This is a genomic window from Eubacterium sp. 1001713B170207_170306_E7 (assembly GCF_015547515.1).
In the GTDB taxonomy this organism is placed as follows: Bacteria; Bacillota; Clostridia; order Eubacteriales; family Eubacteriaceae; genus Eubacterium.
Genome location: NZ_JADMVE010000001.1, coordinates 556,818 through 574,550, shown reverse-complemented (window position 1 = coordinate 574,550; position 17,733 = coordinate 556,818). Strand labels below are relative to the sequence as shown.

The 17,733-nt window shown below is 48.0% G+C and carries 18 protein-coding genes; 1 reads left to right on the top strand and 17 read right to left on the bottom strand.

Features of this window, described 5'->3' with window-relative positions; translation table 11 throughout:
* Positions 1–81: 81 nt before the first annotated feature.
* Entirely contained in the window at positions 82–1,203 is a 1,122-nt protein-coding gene (locus I2B62_RS02900; protein WP_195267466.1) for a DUF3786 domain-containing protein, read from the bottom strand.
* Between the two features lie 84 nt (positions 1,204–1,287).
* Positions 1,288–1,725: an Rrf2 family transcriptional regulator gene (locus tag I2B62_RS02895; RefSeq protein ID WP_195267465.1), complete on the bottom strand. Its 438-nt coding sequence runs from the start codon at positions 1,723–1,725 to the stop codon at positions 1,288–1,290.
* A gap of 329 nt (positions 1,726–2,054) precedes the next feature.
* On the opposite strand from I2B62_RS02895, the gene I2B62_RS02890 reads away from it, so the two are divergent.
* Complete coding sequence (locus I2B62_RS02890; protein WP_195267464.1) at positions 2,055–3,464, top strand: MATE family efflux transporter; 1,410 nt, start codon at positions 2,055–2,057, stop codon at positions 3,462–3,464.
* 33 nt (positions 3,465–3,497) lie between these two features.
* On the opposite strand, the gene I2B62_RS02885 is transcribed toward I2B62_RS02890, so the two are convergent.
* From I2B62_RS02885 to I2B62_RS02815, 15 genes are all read right to left on the bottom strand, one after another.
* Positions 3,498–5,465: an MFS transporter gene (locus I2B62_RS02885; protein WP_195267463.1), complete on the bottom strand. Its 1,968-nt coding sequence runs from the start codon at positions 5,463–5,465 to the stop codon at positions 3,498–3,500.
* A 125-nt stretch (positions 5,466–5,590) separates the two neighbouring features.
* On the bottom strand, positions 5,591–6,571 hold the full coding sequence (asrC, locus tag I2B62_RS02880) for a sulfite reductase subunit C (protein ID WP_195267462.1): 981 nt from the start codon (positions 6,569–6,571) through the stop codon (positions 5,591–5,593).
* Positions 6,572–6,580: 9 nt separating this feature from the next.
* Positions 6,581–7,372 carry an anaerobic sulfite reductase subunit AsrB gene (gene asrB / locus I2B62_RS02875; RefSeq protein ID WP_195267461.1) on the bottom strand — a complete coding sequence of 264 codons (792 nt, stop codon included), beginning with the start codon at positions 7,370–7,372 and terminating at the stop codon, positions 6,581–6,583.
* On the bottom strand, positions 7,362–8,384 hold the full coding sequence (gene asrA / locus I2B62_RS02870; RefSeq protein ID WP_195267460.1) for an anaerobic sulfite reductase subunit AsrA: 1,023 nt from the start codon (positions 8,382–8,384) through the stop codon (positions 7,362–7,364). Before asrA ends, asrB begins: the two co-directional genes overlap by 11 nt.
* 98 nt (positions 8,385–8,482) lie before the next feature.
* Positions 8,483–8,836, bottom strand: a complete 354-nt coding sequence (locus tag I2B62_RS02865; protein WP_195267459.1) for an SdpI family protein — start codon at positions 8,834–8,836, stop codon at positions 8,483–8,485.
* 18 nt (positions 8,837–8,854) lie between these two features.
* Positions 8,855–9,271, bottom strand: coding sequence for a DUF3887 domain-containing protein (locus I2B62_RS02860; protein ID WP_195267458.1), 417 nt, complete (start codon positions 9,269–9,271; stop codon positions 8,855–8,857).
* Complete coding sequence (locus I2B62_RS02855; protein WP_195267457.1) at positions 9,268–10,017, bottom strand: YhfC family glutamic-type intramembrane protease; 750 nt, start codon at positions 10,015–10,017, stop codon at positions 9,268–9,270. Before I2B62_RS02855 ends, I2B62_RS02860 begins: the two co-directional genes overlap by 4 nt.
* Positions 10,007–10,666, bottom strand: coding sequence for an ATP-binding protein (locus I2B62_RS02850; RefSeq protein ID WP_195267456.1), 660 nt, complete (start codon positions 10,664–10,666; stop codon positions 10,007–10,009). The genes I2B62_RS02855 and I2B62_RS02850 overlap by 11 nt, the downstream gene beginning before the upstream one ends.
* Positions 10,667–11,347: 681 nt before the next feature.
* A complete protein-coding gene (locus I2B62_RS02845; RefSeq protein ID WP_195267455.1) occupies positions 11,348–12,049 on the bottom strand; it encodes a LytTR family DNA-binding domain-containing protein in 702 nt (233 codons plus the stop codon).
* A gap of 123 nt (positions 12,050–12,172) precedes the next feature.
* A complete protein-coding gene (locus tag I2B62_RS02840) occupies positions 12,173–12,844 on the bottom strand; it encodes a Crp/Fnr family transcriptional regulator (RefSeq protein ID WP_195267454.1) in 672 nt (223 codons plus the stop codon).
* Positions 12,844–13,347: a DNA-deoxyinosine glycosylase gene (locus tag I2B62_RS02835; protein ID WP_195267453.1), complete on the bottom strand. Its 504-nt coding sequence runs from the start codon at positions 13,345–13,347 to the stop codon at positions 12,844–12,846. Before I2B62_RS02835 ends, I2B62_RS02840 begins: the two co-directional genes overlap by 1 nt.
* A gap of 100 nt (positions 13,348–13,447) precedes the next feature.
* Entirely contained in the window at positions 13,448–13,750 is a 303-nt protein-coding gene (locus tag I2B62_RS20435; RefSeq protein WP_347707786.1) for a PqqD family protein, read from the bottom strand.
* Between the two features lie 130 nt (positions 13,751–13,880).
* Positions 13,881–15,797, bottom strand: coding sequence for an oligopeptide transporter, OPT family (locus I2B62_RS02825; protein WP_195267452.1), 1,917 nt, complete (start codon positions 15,795–15,797; stop codon positions 13,881–13,883).
* Positions 15,797–17,077, bottom strand: a complete 1,281-nt coding sequence (locus I2B62_RS02820; RefSeq protein ID WP_195267451.1) for a Sapep family Mn(2+)-dependent dipeptidase — start codon at positions 17,075–17,077, stop codon at positions 15,797–15,799. Before I2B62_RS02820 ends, I2B62_RS02825 begins: the two co-directional genes overlap by 1 nt.
* 131 nt (positions 17,078–17,208) lie before the next feature.
* Complete coding sequence (locus I2B62_RS02815) at positions 17,209–17,703, bottom strand: flavodoxin domain-containing protein (protein ID WP_195267450.1); 495 nt, start codon at positions 17,701–17,703, stop codon at positions 17,209–17,211.
* Between the last annotated feature and the right edge of the window lie 30 nt (positions 17,704–17,733).

Below are 17,733 nucleotides of genomic sequence, written 5' to 3'. Positions count from 1 at the left end.
CCATATTCTCCATAAAAAGCGGACCGGCCGGAAGGGTAATCCTTCCGGCCGGTCTTATATTCCAGACACAAGCGCTGTCACTCAGCTTCTGCCAAACAGCTCGACTGCTTTCTGGGCAAACTGTTTGCCATATAAAGAAAAAGCTTTTTCATAGCTTTCGAGCGCACTGCCAACCGCTACTGGCCCGAAGTGAACACTTTTGGGCGCATAGACAAGCATATTTTTAACCAGCATATGCTGCAACATCGTTAAAACCGCCATCTCAGCGCCGCCGGAAACACTCTGCTCTGTGGCAAAGGCGCCGCCCAGCTTTCCATCCAGCTTGATACGGATACTGGTATCAAACCACTGCTTCATTTTCCACTGCATATTTCCAAAATAGACAGGCGAACCAAACACCACCGCATCGCTTTCCTGCAAAAAGCGGATGTCATAGGTCGACCTGTCGGTCATATCCATCCGTCGGATTTCAATTTCTGGGCTTACTGTTACCATTCCCTGTTCGATATACTGGGCAACAGTCGCTGTTTTTTCGGTTTCACTGACATATAAAATCGTGATCTTTACTTTTTTCTCAATCACATCTTCCTGGCTGTCTTGCTTCAGACAGCGGATCAGCCGTTCTGTCGCAATGGCTGCCAGCACGCTGACATCCTCAGGATGTGTCCAGTCCTCAATGGTGGATTCAAACAAAATGGTACAGGCTGCAGGGAATTCCTCATCGGCATCATAAAAAACATATTTGAGCGAGATTGCTGGCAGAACAGGTATAATATAGGCCGCGTCACCCTTGCTTTCCGGCTTTCCACCTAACTTCTCACAGGCCTGACGAAAGGCGTCCAGCTTACCGGAGAAGGCTGCCTCTACCGGACGGGCTGCCTGCTTCTGGCAGCTTTGCTCTAAAAGAGATGCCTCCTTCAGCTCTCGGATCGTACACCATTTCCCGCTATGCTGGGCCTCCGCTTTGCTAAAGCACAGATGATGCATGATCAGCAGCTTTTCCTTCACGTTAACGTCAAAGCCCTCTGGCGTAGTAATCTCACCACTCTGCCGGTCGATACGAACCCTCTCGTTAAACCAGGGCACTTCAATGTCCCTACCAGTGATCGTGAGGCCCAGCCGTCCGGCTGTTTCCTCCTGGTCAATTTTCAGAAATTCCTTTCTGTAGTGCTCAAAAACCTCTGGATAATTTTGCTCTTTCATCTTTTCCCCTTAATATATTATATTTTACATTATCTCACTATCTTGTAACCTTATCAGTTACATGCCAGGGTAAAAAAAGACATTCTAGGACTGTGTCTTTTTCAAAATCTCACCCGCAATCGCCGCGAGGGTATACCCGCTCAAGGTCTTCTCCAGGGCAGTTTGCGCCTCCTCCAGAGGCCCCGACAATGCCGAATGAATATTTTTTCCAATCCAGCATTTCTGTGAAGGATTGGGATGCAGGTCAAAAAGCAGCTTATCCTCACTGGTCTGAACCGCACGGTAAATTTCTAAAAGTGTGATCGTCTCAGGCTTTTTGGTCAGCCCTGTTCCCGCTACTCCGGGCTGTGTCGTTACAAGTCCTGCGCTTTTGAGCTGAGAGATCAGGCGTCTGATCACCACTGGATTTGTTCCGACACTTTTGGCAATCAGCTCAGATGTGCTTGGCCTGTCCTCCTCCTTGTTAAGGGCAATTACCGACAACGCATGTACGGCCATCGGAAAACGTGTATTGATTCTCATTTTGTCACCTGCAATGCTTTTCTTTACTGCCAGGCCTGCGCTCTCACGCTAAATCCGCGGTGGTCAGCGCATTTCCCTTTTCCGCCGTGGTAAGCGGATGATCCTGGCGTCCTGGTACCTGGTTTCCTTTGCTTTTCCAGTAACTATTATGGTTACATCTTAGAGGAAACCGGCTGGGATGTCAAGCTTTTATTTATTCTCTGGAAATCTAACCGCACTGCGCCTCTTGACATTACGCTTTGGAATCGGTATGCTTATAAATTGTGGTGTTTGACATTTTGTGAAACATCTGTCAGGAAAAAAGTTATTAAAAGAGGTTTTAGGAAACAATGGAAAAGAAAAAAGAAAAAGCCCAAAAATATGAAATGGATATGTGCAGCGGTTCTATCCTGAAAAAGATGCTGATTTTTGCCGTCCCTTTAATGTGCTCCGGGGTACTGCAGCTGCTTTTTAACGCCGCGGATATCGTGGTGGTTGGTCAGTTTGCCGGCAGCAATTCGCTGGCCGCGGTAGGCGCGAACACCTCGCTCATCAATCTGCTGACCAATCTTTTTCTGGGAATGTCCATCGGGGCAAACGTACTGGTTGCACGCTATTATGGCGCCGGACAGCAGAGCCAGCTGTCCAAAACAGTTCATACTGCCATTGTGCTCAGCATTGGAAGCGGCGTGATCCTGACCTTTCTTGGGATATTCGGCGCAAAGCAGATTCTGATCTGGATGCAGACCCCGGCAGAGGTTCTGGATCTGGCCGTGCTCTATCTGCGCATTTACTTTATCGGCATGACAGGCACCATGCTCTACAATTTCGGCGCGGCCATTCTGCGGGCTGTCGGGGATACCAAACGGCCGCTATATTACCTGATGGGCGCCGGGGTCGTCAATGTTGTCCTGAATCTTATCTTTGTCATTGGGCTCAAAATGGACGTTGCGGGTGTAGCCGTGGCGACAGCCATTGCTGAGTGTATCGCGGCGACACTGGTGATCCGCTGCCTCATGCATGAGCAGAGCGGTATCCGCCTGATACCCAAAAAGCTGCGCATCGACCGAAGCAGCTTCATCAAGATTTTACAGATCGGCCTGCCGGCCGGATTTCAGGGGGTCATCTTTTCCCTCTCCAACGTGGTTATCCAATCCTCCATCAACCTGTTCGGGCCTGTGGTGGTCGCGGGCAATTCGGCATCGGCCAATATTGAGGGCTTTATCTACATTGCCATGAACGCTCTGCACCAGGCAACTATCTCCTTCACCAGTCAAAATCTGGGGGCCGGCCAGTACAAGCGCCTTGACCGCATTGTGGTCACCGGCGAGGCGTGTGTGCTGGTGGTCGGGCTTGTTCTCGGAAATCTGGCCGTATTCTTTGGCAACAGCCTGCTTCGCATCTACTCCTCCAACCCTGAGGTTATTCAGGCCGGTATGCAGCGCCTTCTGGTCATCGGCACTGCCTATGCCATCTGCGGGATGATGGATGTCATGGTGGGCGCGCTGAGGGGGATCGGCTACTCAGTCGTCCCCATGATTATCAGCCTTATCGGGGCCTGTGGCCTGCGGCTTTTATGGATCGCTACGGTCTTTCAGATACCGCAGTTTCATTCGCCCTCGGTCATTTACTACTCCTACCCCATCACCTGGGTCATCACCCTTGCCGCGCTGATTGGCTGTTACGCCTATCTGAGGCGGAAGATGAATCAAAAGCTTGCCTATACTGCTCATCAGACGGCAAAGGAGCCTGCGTTTTAAGTGATAAAACGCAGGCTCTGAATTTTTATGCTCTTATCCTTTTTTCTTTTCTTTCTTTACACGTTCATGCTTATCCTTGTAAAATAACAGCACCGCAAGGGCAAAGACAGAGGCGATGGCCGTGGTCATATAAACCTGCTTAAAACCAGTTTCCATGGTTTTCTGATAGATGGTCTGAATCTCAGGCCCCATGGCCTTTACCTCATCCAGATAGTTCTGGAAGCCCTGGTTTATTGCATTTGGAAGTGCGTTTTTCAATTCTGTCATCTGCGATACCATCGTACCGGCTCCCTGGGCTGCCTGAGCCGGAACATCCGGCGAGGCTGTCAGCCTGGAAAGACCGTCAATACCGCTCTGCACACCTGCTTCAGCTTTTTCGATGACCATGGGCTTCATGGTGTCTGCCAGATAGGCTGTCATATTATCCACAGCCTGATCAATATTCGTGACATCGGCGTCAGAAAGCTCTTTAGTCAGATTTGCGGGCAGCTTCATCTCACCGGTACCGCCGTGGGCATTGAGTGAGATTTTTTCCATGGCCTGAAAATCTGGAAATTGAACCGATGAAAGATAGGTTTTCCCAAAATCAGAATCCTTCAGCGCTGTGGTTTCATCGTCTAACTGCTCAACATAGGGCAGCGGCGGCAGCACCAGTTCCTTTGGCAGCTGTGCGTTGATGTTTGACTCTGCGGTTATACCCGCATGGGCGATGAAGCCGACCATGACTGCCGGGGCGATGGCGGTGCCCACCGAACGGATCAGGGACAGGGTGGCCAGCGCCGAGTTGGAATCGGCTTTTTTTGTATTGTCAAGCATCATGTAGTTGAGCGGTGTTCCCATGGTAAAGCCCATGCCCAGGCCAATGAGAATCAGACAGACAGCGACCGTGAGCAGGTTTGGATAGCTGGTGGTGATAAGCACCAGGAACAACGAGCCGATGATGGAGAGTAAAAATCCCGCGCCCATAATCAGCTTTGGTCCGTATCGGTCAATGAGACGTCCGGAAACCGGCGCGCCGACTCCTGCGAAAATCCCAAGGATCATGACAAAATATCCGCCGCTCCCCTGCTGCATGCGCAGCGCGTTTTCAGCAAACTGCGGTACAAAGACCATCCCCATCATAATAACACCCGTGATAAAGGAAATGATCAGCGTGATGACAATGGGGGCTTCCCTGAAATAGTCGAGGTTCAAAATCGGGTCAGCCGCCTTCTTTTCAGCAAAAATGAAAAAGGGCAGCAGCACAATAAAGATAATCAGGAATGGATAGACATTCGTGCTGGTAAAGGATTTGATAAAGTCAAAGAAATCAATATTGCGCAGCCCGTACAGCAGGGACAGGATCATCAACACCAAAAACAAAGTGCCCCACTTGTCAATCGGTTTTACATCGTCAATCTTGGTATTAGGCAGAAAAATAAAACCACAGATAATGATAAAAAGTGAGATGGGAATATTGATAAAAAAGATAAAGCCCCAGTTCTGAAGGCCAAAGGCGCCTAAAATAGCGCTGCCGAGCGAACCGCCGACAACCGTGGCGATGCCGTAGACCCCGCCGACCATGCCCAGAGCCATGCCGCGCTTATTCTCGGGAAAGGTCGTCCCAAACTCAGCTGAAGCGATTGGCATAATGCCGCCGCCGCCGATGGCCTGAATGGCCCTCGCCATTAAAAAGAATCCAAAATGGCCGATATACTGTGACAGCCCTGCCAGCAGGGAGCCTGTTCCGAATAAAATAATACAGATGAGATAGATGGTTTTACGGCCCAGCCGGTCCGCCAGTTTACCCATAATGGGGATACTGGAGGCATAAGCCAGCGTATAAATGGTGATCATCCAAATGCCCGTCTGATCGCCAACGCCCAGACCGTTCTGAATAACCGTCCGCGCCGGGGTCACCACGCTGGTATCAATGGCGCCCATAAAAATACCGCACAGATAAATGACCATGATCAGCCCAAAATGCAAAGGCTTTGGATTGGTTGCTGTTTTAGCTTGCATTGTCTGCTCCTTTCATTGCAAAATACAACTTTCATTAAACTAGAGAAAGTTATACCCAAAACAGCCGCCTTCAAAGCAATAAAAAGGAGATACGTCGAAACAACGTATCCCACTCATGCTTTAGTTTATTTTGTATTGTCGATGGCATATTTTACACCACTCCAATATACGCGGTCACGCACCACTGCCTTTTCCGGAAGCTCGACATCCTTAAAGGCCCACTTTTTCCACTCCTCAAAGCCGGTACGGTCAATGATATAGCCGATGTGCTCCTTTCCGCCCGGCGCGTCCAGGTCAATGTATTCCTTCACATAGTCATAGGTATTGAGAATAATTTTGATAATGCTTTCCTCATCAGCCCAGATAATGAAATCCTCACCCAGACGGGGATTTTTCTTGCCGGTACGGCCCATAATGGTCAGGCGGTAATACTTCTTTTCACTTCTGCGCCACGCGCCTACCGGGCAGGCCAGCACACATTCACCACAGCCGATACATTTGCTCTCGTCACGGACGATCTTATAGTTTTCCATGCGCAGAGCGCCCGTGGATTTTTTGGTGCATGCCTTGACACAGGCATTACAGGATACACATTTGTCCTTGTTGTACTGCGGCTCAGTCATGCCTATAATCCCAAAGTCATGCATACGGACCTTCATGCAGTCATTTGGACAGCCGGTCAGGGCAACCTTAAAATGCAGATCATTTGGGAAAATGGCTTTTTCGATCTTTTTGGCAAAATTTGTCGTATTGTAACAGGCGTATGGGCACACATTATTCCCAATACAGGCCGATACGTTGCGGGTGCCAGAAGCGGGATAGCCCGTTCCCGGGTCGGTCTGGTTGATATCCAGCTTTTCAATAATAGGCTGGAGCAGAGTGTTGACCTGATCCATGTTTTTCAGGTCGATACCTGGAATTTCAAAGCCCTGACGCGTGGTCAGATGGACAGTGCCATTACCGTAGGTTTGTGCAATCTCCTGAATCTGCGATAGAAGCTCGGCGTTCAGGTAGCCGCCGGGCACACGCACGCGTGATGCGGTTTCACCGCGGTGCTTTGATACACGAAAAGCGTTCTTTTTAAGTTTTTTTGTATTAATATCCATGAAAGCCTCCTAATCCACCAGATTTTTGCCAAAGCTGTAATTAAAAACCGGACCATCCAGACAAACATAGGTGGCGTCAATCTTACAGTGTCCGCATTTTCCCAAACCGCAGCACATTTTGCGCTCCTGGGATATCCAGATCTTATCCTCAGGTACCTCCCGCTTCAGGAATTCCGCCACCGTAAATTTCATCATGATTGGCGGCCCTACGGCGATAACCGCCAGATTATCCTTATCGCCAAGAACAAGGCCCGGGATGTATTCCGTGACAAGGCCCACATTACATACATAATCGTCGCTGTCACAGTCGACGGTCAGCACAACATTAATGGTCTTTTTCCAGCGTTCAATATCATCCTTAAAGAGCACATCCGACGGCGTCTTAAAGCCCGCGATCAGCGTGACCGAAGCCGCTTTGTCTGGGTGTGCGGCAAAATAATCAACCACACCACGCACCGGTGAAAGACCTGTACCGCCTGCGATCACGATAATGTCCTTGCCGCGGTATTCATCAAGGTCAAAGCCGTTGCCATAGGGGCCTCTTAAAAAAAGCTTTGCGCCCACATAATTTTTGAAAATCTCGCCCGTGACCTTCCCAACCTTGCGGATGGTCAGATCCACTGTGTCTTCCCCAATACCGCTGACTGAAATAGGCGCTTCGCCAAATTTGGGCAGGGATACTTCAAAAAACTGTCCGGGCTTTACCTCGCCAGTATAGCGCATCCGAAAGGTATACTCGATTTCGGTGTGTTTAATCACTTCTACAATTTCCGATAAAAACGGGACATACTCATTCTTCATTTTGGGCCTCCTTTTCTTTTACAGCATCGTTCAGCCTGTTAATACAGTTTGAAAAAGAAATATATTCCGGGCAGATATCATCACAGCGTCCGCAGCCAACACACATATGCTCGCCAAACCGTTTTTTATAATCGTTCACCTTATGCATGACCTTAAAGCGCATCCGTTCTGCCTTGCTGTTTCTGAAGCAGTGCCCGCCGGCCATCTCGGTATAGCCATCGACATGGCAGGAAGCCCAGACGCGGCGGCGTTCACCGACCCACCCGTTTTCCTGGTAGAAAATATCCTGCATGGTAAAGCAGGTACAGGTTGGGCAGACAAAATTACAGCGGCCGCACGCAATACAGCGGCTGTTGTATTCTTCCCACATCGGCAGGCCCAGCACCTGCTTCAAATCAATGTCTTCCGAGATTTTAACATGCACAGGATTTTCCATGGCAAACTCCGGCGCAACTGAAACCGCCTTGGATTTATTCTCCAGCCTTTCGTTCAGCTCTTCCCAGCCGCTGTCAACCAATACAAAGTCTTCGTCCGCCTTGACATAAGCGTCATAGGTGTCGCAGGTGTTGGTGCCCATATCCACACAGAAGCAGTTTTCAAAGCTCTGCGGACAGCCCATCAGCACAAATTTTGTCTTTTCACGCAGCCTCGCGTAATAAATATCCTCAAAGCCGTTTTTTAAATAGATTTCGTCAAACCGGCGCACTGCGTGCAGATCACAGCTTCTCAGAAAAATAATATTTCCCTTTGGCTCCTCACTGGCTGTTTTAACCTCATCCTCTGTAAAGTAAAACAATACCTCAGACTGGGGGAACAACACTTCCTTAAATGAAAAATCGCTCTTTTGGTCAAATTCTATGTCCCCAACACTGCCAACCTCACCGTACTCCACACGGTCTGTGTCCGAAAACGCTCCGGCCCCCCGATACAGGCGCGGCGCAAAAATCCGGTAATGCTGAGACAGGTCTTTTAAAACCGCATCAAAATCCTCTGTTTTTATCTGGTAACCCATATTAGCCTCCTTTGGATCAACTCGTTCTTTACGTTAATTTTATAACGAAATCGAAAAAGACACCGTGACGATGATCACGATGTCTTAAATTTATACCCCTATTTTCGATTTCCATCCGCATCAAAGGTATTTTCCAGCGCTTTTTCCACAGAAAAAAACGATAAAATCAACAGCACATCCTGAGAAATCTGGATATAGAGCGACACCTCTGCATACTGTTCTCTGAACAGCAGCAGGGCAAGCCCCAGTACCATCAGCATGACCAGTCCCATAATCAGCCAGATTTTCCCGGCAACTGTATGCGCAAATTTCCAGGTATCTTCGTTCTTCATAGCGCGGGACGTGCGGTAACCATACAGGCCCTTGATATCCTTAGGCGGATGCCATAAAAAGAGGCCGCCGAAAACTGTACAAAGGACCGGTATTAAAAAGGTAAATGGTGTTAGGTTCATTGGTTTGTCCTGCCATTACTATTTAATGAAAAAATTATCAATTTTCATATTTTGATCAAAGCCAATGGTAAATTGTGCGGTGCCACCTGTGTATTCTGCAATGGCTACCACTAAAGCGTTTTTGTTATTTGGCGCTATTTCTGTCTGTTTGACTCTGCTGAACTCACCAAGCTTTGGCATGGTTTGCTCCCAGGCTTCCTTTAAAACATCAGCAGTCAGCTTATCCTTAACATTATCGGCTGCGTCCGCTGCTATGGCGTCAAAATCCTGATTGTTCCATTCCTCAATAACCCTTTCCGCCTCCTGTTTCAGGGTATCCTCATTAAAAGCAGGGTCAAGCTCCTGATTGGAGGCTGATCCTCCCGAACAAGCCGACAATACCGTCAAAAGCATTAAAGTAACCAACCCAATAGCCATCATTTTCTTTTTCATCATAAGTTCTCCTCTCCATATATAAATGCCGGACGTATTTTTATCGTCCAGATCATTAGCCCTGCGGTCGCCAAGAGCAGCACAGCTTCTATCCAGATACTGGATAAACCAAAGGCGCCTGGCAGAATAACAATGGCAGCATCTACAATGGTATGAATGATTAAAGCGTACACCAGATAACGCCATTTTTTCGACCGCACACAATAAAAGACCAGCATCGAAAGGCCGACCTGCAATGCCATGGCAAGGACACGCTCAAAGATTGCTGTAAAAACAGATGCATAGCTCAGTTGTGCAGCAATGACTGGCGCCAAAAAAGACTGCCCGTCCTGCAAAACAATCAAATTTGCGATATTATTCACACCGATAAGCAACATAGCCTCTATGCCGCCATGCCCCAGCCCATAAGCAATGCCGTCTGCATAACGTCGATTCTTTTTAAGCAAAAACCGAACAGCAATATAGCGTCCCAGTTCCTCTGCAATGGCGGCTGTCCCGCCCAGAAACAGGCCATATAGCCATGGATTTTGACTCATCGCTAAAAACCAGGCGGTCTGGGGCAGCGCCAGTTGTATGATGGGCAGGCGGATCACAAACTGAAATACAAAGAAAACCAACATACCAATAATGAAAGGCCTGATAACATGCTTCTTCCTGACACTTAAGTAAATAAGTCCACCAATCGGGATGGCAAAGCACAAAAAAATCAACACGACCATGCTAGCGATAATTCCTGTATCAACCATCATCCTTTACCTCCATTTGAACTGGAATGAACAGGCTGACCTTAAACGCATGATCGCCTGTTTCGATACGCAGATGTCCATTATACTTTTCAAGGGCGCGTTTTACATTTTCAAGTCCATAGCCCTGATGACGCTCTTTGCTTGATCTCAGCCGCCCTTCGTTTAAAGCCAAATTATTTTCCATACTGTTCTCAATGGAAATCACAATGAATTCCCGCACATTATCGGCCCTCAGCTTTGTCCAAGGCTCCTTGGATTCACCGGCGGCCTCAATGGCATTATCCAAAAGATTGGCAAAAATGGTTGTAATATCCATCTCCTTCATAAATGACAGATCAATCTGGTTTAAGGCACAATCTAAGGGAATCCCTAATAATTTGCCACGCTCGGCTTTATCATTGATAACAATATTCAGAACTCGGTTGTCTGTATAATAGTCCTGGCTAAAACTGTTTAAGAGCTGTCTTAAATCATCACCGTATTGTCTGCCTTTTTCTTTTTCACCGGTCTGGTACAGCCGTTCCATGGCCTGCAGATGGTTTTTGATGTCATGAACCGTTTTTCTGGAATCCTCCAGCTTGCTCTCCATTTTCTGGTAGTAGCGGTATTGAAGGTCTGACGCCTGGTCGTACAGGGCCAGCTGCTTTTTCATCTCATTATTTTGGACCACCTTATTAAAAAGATAGAATAAATACAAGTTCAGAAAAGGGATCAAAAGAATATCGCAAAACACACAAAACTTTATAAAAGGCGGCAATAAATAGGTCGATATAAAAATCATCAGGACAATATTAAACACACTAAATACTGGCAATATGATAAAGCTAAACACTCGTACACTGCCATTCAGTATAATTTTTTCTTTATGGAACCGCCATATAACTATACGATAGCAGCTAAAAATAATCACCTGATTAAAAATAATACCCAGTCCATTCTGCCATGGATTAAAAGGAATAATGGCGATAAAGTAACTTATAAGCATTGGGACAAAGGCGTCAAGTAAAAATTCAAATAACCCCAGAAAACAGCTGAAAGCAAATATATAAAATAATTTTACTTTTTTATGTTCTCCGTACAAAACAATGAACAAGGGGGCGCTGAATATAAGCATTGCAAATATTTTAACAAAGGGAAAAACGTAACAGCTGGCCACCACCAAAATAATTTCGTATAAAACACCAACAAGCATGCTGCCCATACGACTCAATTTAAACACTCCAAAAAGCTGTTTCATAAAGTCAAAGGTTATGTAAACCGTAAAAAGATTAAATATGATTGCAAATCCAATATAAATCTGCATGTATTGTCCAGTCATTTTCTGCCACTCCCCCTACCCGATCAAATGCTCCAGATAAACATTCAGCTGCTCTCTGAACATCGCGGATTTCTTTTGTGACAACGGCACCACATCACTGTTTGTCATCTGGATATCGTAGCCCTTGATGGCCTTGACGTGGAAAAGGTTCACACAAAAGCTTTTGTGGGGCTGGCTGAAATCGTAAGGCTTCATCTGTTCCGCAACCTCGCCCATTTTCCGGCGCAGATAGAAGGTACCGTGCTGGGTACACATACGGATTCTGCGGTCAAGATACTCAAAATAAAAAATCTCCTTTACATCAAAGCGCAGAATTCCTTCTTCGGTCATAAATTCAAGAAACAGCGGCTGCTCTGTTTCCTGCTTATATTCCTCCACCTCCCGAAGAACTGCCTCAATATCCTTTTTATTGACGGGCTTCTCAAGATAACCGAAGGCATGAACCCCTAAGGCGTACTTCTGATAGTCGGGCAGGTGGGTTACATAGACAATGTAGACCTGCTTATCCCATCTGCGGATTCTCCGGCCTGTTTCAATTCCATTCATCCCCTTCATGTCAATATCGAGGAGCACCAGGTCGTAATGGCCGCGCTTTTGAAGAAAGGCCTCGCCGCATTCAAAGCAGTCGAGGGCTTCCACACTGGGATGGCCCTTTAAAAACTCACAGAGTGTTTCCCGCATTTCCTTTTCATCGTCACAAATCGCCACCCTCAGCATGATGCATTCTTCTCCCTTCGATGTAATTTTATTATACGTTCTTTCCTGCGCAAAAGCAATAATTTCCGCACAACAGACGGATTTTCAGTCTGAAAGACAGCAAAGGCAGGCCAGGGCCTGCCTTTATTGTTTAAAATAATCCGATAAAGCATCCATATTTACCACGGTGATCCGGCTCTTATCCTGCCGGATAAGCCTTTGTGTCTTTAAAAGCTTTAAAGCCCTTGAGATCGTTTCCCTCGGTGATCCCATCAGATCGGCCAGATAGGTGATACTGATATTCATGTCAATGGTGCGGCCATACGGGGTATCGACGCCGTAATCATTGGCCAGTTTCCACAGCTTGGCGGCCACACGCCTTTCCATTTTCAACACACCGGTCGTGTTTTTAAGCTGACGGTACAGACGCCGAATCTTTCGGTTCGCCGCATCCAGTACAATCTCGGTCAGCGCAAAATCCATTTTCATCCATTCTTTGAGCCTGTCCTTCTCAACACAGAGCACCTCCAAATTTTCAAAGGCCTCACAGCTTACCGAGGAGGTGGTCTCAGGATGGATATCCTCATTGATCAGCTCGCCGGGTCCCAGTATGAAAGCGACCTTTTTCTGCCCGCTCTCTCCAATTTTATAAAGGGACGCCTTCCCGGACAAAATTACAAACACAAAGGGCGTTGCCTCACGGTCTCTGAAAAGATGCTCGCCCTTGCGGTAGCAGCGCAGATTTTCAGACGCGGTCAGGTGCTTCAGCGTATTTTCGCATACCCCCTCAAAAATTCCAGCGATCCTTTCATCCATCAATCTTCTCCCTTCAGCGGTTTTAAAATCACACGGTAGGCCTGCTTTAATTCCTCATATTTGAGGCGGCAGTTGGCCGGGCTGGTGGATGGCAGTAAAATAGACGGCACGCCAGTGACAGGGTAACTGTATTTTTTATAGAGCGCCGTGGCCTTTGCCCCAGTGGTATAAACCGCCTTGATCTTTCCCCTGCCCAAAACCTCTGTAAAATCATTGGGAACAGGGTTTTTGATACTGCTGTCGCTGGCTCCGTCAATATTACAGGAGGCCAGGACATCCCAGAGCGCAATCTTATTTCTTTTCAGAAATTTTTTCTTTTCTTCGTTGGTCTCTGGCCTGGGCTGCTTTAGAATGTCGGACAATACACGCCAGAACCGGTTTTGGGGATGTCCGTAATAAAAGCCAAACTCCCGAGATTTAGGCGATGGTATTGTGCCTAAAATCAATATCCGCGCGTCTGGCGGACAAAAGGGTTCAATGGTATGGGTTACTCGATTATTCATTCAGGCTCACCTTGTTTCTTTAGCATACTGCTATTATACCAAACTTTTATTCCATCGGGTAAAAAAAAGAGCTGTATAAAACAACTCTTTTTCATATCTGTCAAACCTCATGGCAGCGCTGCTTTGGCCCGCAGTCCGCCTTCTGTATTTCTGCTTCATTTTTTTCCAGATGGATATATTTATTTTCTTTAAGGGTTTCCAGAAAACGGATCAGCCGCTCGTAAAGGGGTTCGGCTTTTGCGCCAAAACGCTCCTTCATCAGGCAGGCCAGCGCCATCACATCTCTTTTGCCGTCCATCTGCTCCCAGACATAGCTGCCATAGGCATCCAGACGAATGTAGCTGATTTCCGGCATCCCGAAGAACCGCTGGGCTATCCGGTTGATCCATCCGGTGTTTGGCACTCGGATAGTAACCTGTCCCTGTTTGTTTTTTGTGTAGATATACACAGTATTGCGTACTGGAATGTAATCCAGATAGTTATCTTTTTTATGTGTGTGTCTTTGCTTGATTTTTAAAACCTCCCATTCATTTTTATTGCGGGGCCTTTTTATCCTTGTTCCAGATCGAGAACTTAAAGATGGATAAAATTAAAAGGATGAAAAAGACAATGGACCCGATGCTTCCCAGAGAAAACCGTTCGGAAATGTTCAGAACATCACCAAAATAGCCGGAGCCAAAAGGAATCACGGCAAACACAGCCAGCAAAATGCCCACAAGCCCTTCCCCCGCGATCATGCCTGAGGTATAAAGCAGGCCTTTATTTAAAAATTCCTTGCGTGTGTCTTCGGTCACCTTTTTCTTCTTTTCAAAGAAAAGGCGCACCAGTCCCCCAACCATAATGGCCGCGTTTAAATGGACTGGCAGGTACAGTCCAACCGCAAAGGGCAGTACCGGCACACCGAGGATTTCAACCACCACCGCAATCCCAGCGCCGATAAAGACAAGGGTCCAGGGGAGATTCCCATCCATAACGCCTTCCACCACTAATTTCATCAAGACAGCCTGTGGTGCGGGAAGCTCGGTGGAGCCATAGCCCCAGGCCGAGTTGAGCAGGTAAAGAATGCCGCCGATGGCCAGCGCGGAAATGATTACGCCCAGCAGCTCGCCGATCTGCTGTTTTTGAGGCGTTGATCCGACAATATAGCCTGTTTTTAAATCCTGTGAAGTATCGCCGGAGATGGCTGCGATAATAGCAATGATTGATCCCACGGCGATGGCGCCAGTCATACCCGCCTGCCCGGTCATACCAATGGCCTTAAAGATAACCGTCGCGATAAGCAGAGTGGCAATGGTCATTCCGGAAACAGGATTATTGCTGCTTCCCACCAGGCCAACAATCCGCGAGGCAACCGTCGCAAAGAAAAAGCCAAACACTGTAATGATCAGCGCGCCAAAAATATCAACCGGGATAGCCGGCACCAGCCAGATTACCAGAATAATCACCAAAACCATGGCTGCGACCAGCTTCATATTTAAATCCCGGTCTGTACGGATCTGTACTTCCGGTCCGCTGTTACCCGAGTAGCTTTTCATCGCCTGCTTAAACGTACTGACAATGAGGGGCAATGATTTCACAAGGCTGATGATTCCGCCGGCTGCCACCGCACCCGCGCCGATATAACGGACATAATTACTCCAGATACCAAAGGAATCCAGCGTTGAAATCGGCACTGTCCCCGGGAAAATAACCGCGTCACCAGCAAACATGCTGATAAGGGGCATGATGACCAGCCAGCTTAAAACACCGCCAGAAAACATGTAAGACGCGATCTTCGGGCCGCAGATATAACCGACGCCCAGAAGTGCGGGCAGCACATCACAGCCAAAGGCCGCGCCTTTGTAGCCCTTAATCTCCCATGAGATTTCGGAGGGAAACAGCTTGAGGCCATCGGTGATAAATTTATAAACGCCGGCGATGCCAAGCCCCGCAAACACAATGGACGCCTTAGAGCCACCCTCCTCGCCAGCCAGTAAAACCTCGGCGCAGGCTGTACCCTCCGGATATGGCAGAACGCCATGCTCCTTGACGATCAAGGCGCGCCGTAACGGAATCATGAACAGTATTCCAAGGAAACCGCCGCAGATGGCAATGAGAGCGATCTCAACCAGCGAGGGGCTGGCGGTTCCCCATTCCTGGCTCCACATAAACAGCGCCGGCAGCGTAAAGATAGCGCCCGAGGCTACTGATTCACCCGCCGAGCCAATGGTCTGCACAATATTATTTTCCAGGATAGAGTCTTTCTTCAGAATAAGGCGGATAACCCCCATGGAGATAACCGCCGCAGGAATAGACGCCGAGATGGTCAAACCCACGCGCAGGCCAAGATAGGCGTTGGCAGCACCGAAAACCACAGCCAGAATCAACCCCAGGATAATGGAGGTGGCTGTAAACTCCGGCATCACCCGGTCCGCTGGGATAAAGGGCTTAAATGCTGATTGGTCCTTCATTACAGACCTCTTTTCGATACACCAAGAGCGGCCAGCGCACCCGCAATAATCTGAAGATTGACCATCATATCCTCAACGCTCCAGTATTCATCCACCTGATGGCACATGTCCGGCTCACCCGGAAATAACACGCCAAAAGCTACAGCGTTGTCAAAGGCCCGGGCATAGGTACCGCCGCCAATGGCGATGGGCTCTGTCCGGTCACCGGTTATATCGCGGTACACGCCAAGCAGTGTCTGTACCAGGGGGCTGTCTTTTTTCACATAGAGCGGCGGAACCATCTGCATTATGTCCGCCTCGTAACCGATCGGGTCAACCGACTGGCGGATTCGGTCTATAATATCGTCCACATCTGCGGTTACCGGATAACGGATATCACATTCCAGCCTTGAGCCCTGTTCATCAACTCTGCCAATGGCTGGATTAATGGTCAGCTCACCGGAAACTGTATCGGAAATGGCAATATTGAAGCCCTCCAGATTTGCCTTGTCCAGCAGCTCTAAAAAGGGATGCTGGATACCGGCTTCTTTAAGCTCGCGCCCCAGCTTCAGCAGGGCATTGTCGCCATTTTGTGGTTCCATGGCATGGGCCGGCCTGCCCTTTGCTGTATACCTTTTTCCTTCCACCTCGGCCTCGGCAAAATCGGGCACAATATTGATCTGTTTTCCGGCTTTCAGGGTCATATCCTCCCCGGTAACATCTGTTTTGTTATGGATCTGAACCTTCAGGATACCCTTTTCCGCAAAGATAACCGGATAGGACGCATCGGGTGAAAAAGCATAGTCTGGTATGATCTCGGTTTCCTTATAACGGTCCATACAGCGCCAGGTTCCACTCTCCTCATCACCGCCGATGATGAGCCGGATGCGCTTATTTACAGGCACACCGCTGTCCTTTAACGCCTTCATGGCATACAGGGCCATGATCGCCGGACCTTTGTCATCGTTGGTCCCTCTGCCATAGATTTTTCCATCAATAATGGTTGCGTCAAAGGGATCAACACGCCAGCCGTCACCGACAGGCACCGTATCGATGTGCACAAGCACGCCGATCATTTCCTCGCCCTTTCCCATATCAATAATACCGCAGCAGCCATCCAGATTCTGGGTTTCAAAGCCAAAACGCTTTCCGATGGCCAGCATATAATCAATGGCAGCGTTAATATTTTTGCCCAGCGGCGTCATCTCGTCTATGGGACCGGCATCCCCGTTGGTGCTCGCAATGCGCAGCAAACCCTTCAGGTCACGCAGCATTTGTTCTTGATCAACCTTAAAATTCATTGTCAATACTCCTTCCCATGTATCGTTTATAAAATATTTTTAAAAAAGCTTTAAAATAAATAAAACACCATTTTGTTATACCCAAAACGGTGTTTAAAAAACATAGAGATGACCAAAACGCCATAATCCCATTATATATTTTCTTTAATTGCTGCTATTCTGCCAGCGCACTGCTCAATGGCCCGTGTGTCAATTGACGCCATCGGATGTCCGCTGCCCTGAGACTGGCGCGCCACTGTTGCCGCGATCATCCGGTCTGACCCGGTTAACCGCGCGAGATCCATTTCGCCGCCGAAGTTAAAGCAGCCCAGCGTCCGCTTCCTCAGCTTTTCGGAAATATTATCCTTATAATACTTTTCCTTATTCTCTGGAAAGGCACAGTTAATAAAATAAATCACCTTTTTCTGTTCCAGAATCCCCTCAAACTTTTTAAGGGCCTTGCGCACCGGGCGCGTGTACATTCCCATACGGATCGCGCCGCCGATAACAATAAGATCATAGGCCTCAAAATCTGGTGTCTTTTTCTTAAGGTCAGCCAGTTCTGCCTCTCCCACCTGTTTTAGTAACAGCTGGGCACATTTCTCAGACGTTCCGTTTTTGCTGTGATACGCGATCAATATTTTCAATTCAAGCTCCTCCATCCATATTTCAAAGCA

What these genes read in the sequence shown, in the direction of transcription:
- I2B62_RS02900 (WP_195267466.1), bottom strand. Translation starts at nt 1,203, where the DNA reads ATGAAAGAGCAAAATTATCCAGAGGTTTTTGAGCACTACAGAAAGGAA.
- I2B62_RS02895 (WP_195267465.1), bottom strand. Translation starts at nt 1,725, where the DNA reads ATGAGAATCAATACACGTTTTCCGATGGCCGTACATGCGTTGTCGGTA.
- I2B62_RS02890 (WP_195267464.1), top strand. Translation starts at nt 2,055, where the DNA reads ATGGAAAAGAAAAAAGAAAAAGCCCAAAAATATGAAATGGATATGTGC.
- I2B62_RS02885 (WP_195267463.1), bottom strand. Translation starts at nt 5,465, where the DNA reads ATGCAAGCTAAAACAGCAACCAATCCAAAGCCTTTGCATTTTGGGCTG.
- asrC (WP_195267462.1), bottom strand. Translation starts at nt 6,571, where the DNA reads ATGGATATTAATACAAAAAAACTTAAAAAGAACGCTTTTCGTGTATCA.
- asrB (WP_195267461.1), bottom strand. Translation starts at nt 7,372, where the DNA reads ATGAAGAATGAGTATGTCCCGTTTTTATCGGAAATTGTAGAAGTGATT.
- asrA (WP_195267460.1), bottom strand. Translation starts at nt 8,384, where the DNA reads ATGGGTTACCAGATAAAAACAGAGGATTTTGATGCGGTTTTAAAAGAC.
- I2B62_RS02865 (WP_195267459.1), bottom strand. Translation starts at nt 8,836, where the DNA reads ATGAACCTAACACCATTTACCTTTTTAATACCGGTCCTTTGTACAGTT.
- I2B62_RS02860 (WP_195267458.1), bottom strand. Translation starts at nt 9,271, where the DNA reads ATGATGAAAAAGAAAATGATGGCTATTGGGTTGGTTACTTTAATGCTT.
- I2B62_RS02855 (WP_195267457.1), bottom strand. Translation starts at nt 10,017, where the DNA reads ATGATGGTTGATACAGGAATTATCGCTAGCATGGTCGTGTTGATTTTT.
- I2B62_RS02850 (WP_195267456.1), bottom strand. Translation starts at nt 10,666, where the DNA reads ATGAAAAAGCAGCTGGCCCTGTACGACCAGGCGTCAGACCTTCAATAC.
- I2B62_RS02845 (WP_195267455.1), bottom strand. Translation starts at nt 12,049, where the DNA reads ATGCTGAGGGTGGCGATTTGTGACGATGAAAAGGAAATGCGGGAAACA.
- I2B62_RS02840 (WP_195267454.1), bottom strand. Translation starts at nt 12,844, where the DNA reads ATGGATGAAAGGATCGCTGGAATTTTTGAGGGGGTATGCGAAAATACG.
- I2B62_RS02835 (WP_195267453.1), bottom strand. Translation starts at nt 13,347, where the DNA reads ATGAATAATCGAGTAACCCATACCATTGAACCCTTTTGTCCGCCAGAC.
- I2B62_RS02825 (WP_195267452.1), bottom strand. Translation starts at nt 15,797, where the DNA reads ATGAAGGACCAATCAGCATTTAAGCCCTTTATCCCAGCGGACCGGGTG.
- I2B62_RS02820 (WP_195267451.1), bottom strand. Translation starts at nt 17,077, where the DNA reads ATGAATTTTAAGGTTGATCAAGAACAAATGCTGCGTGACCTGAAGGGT.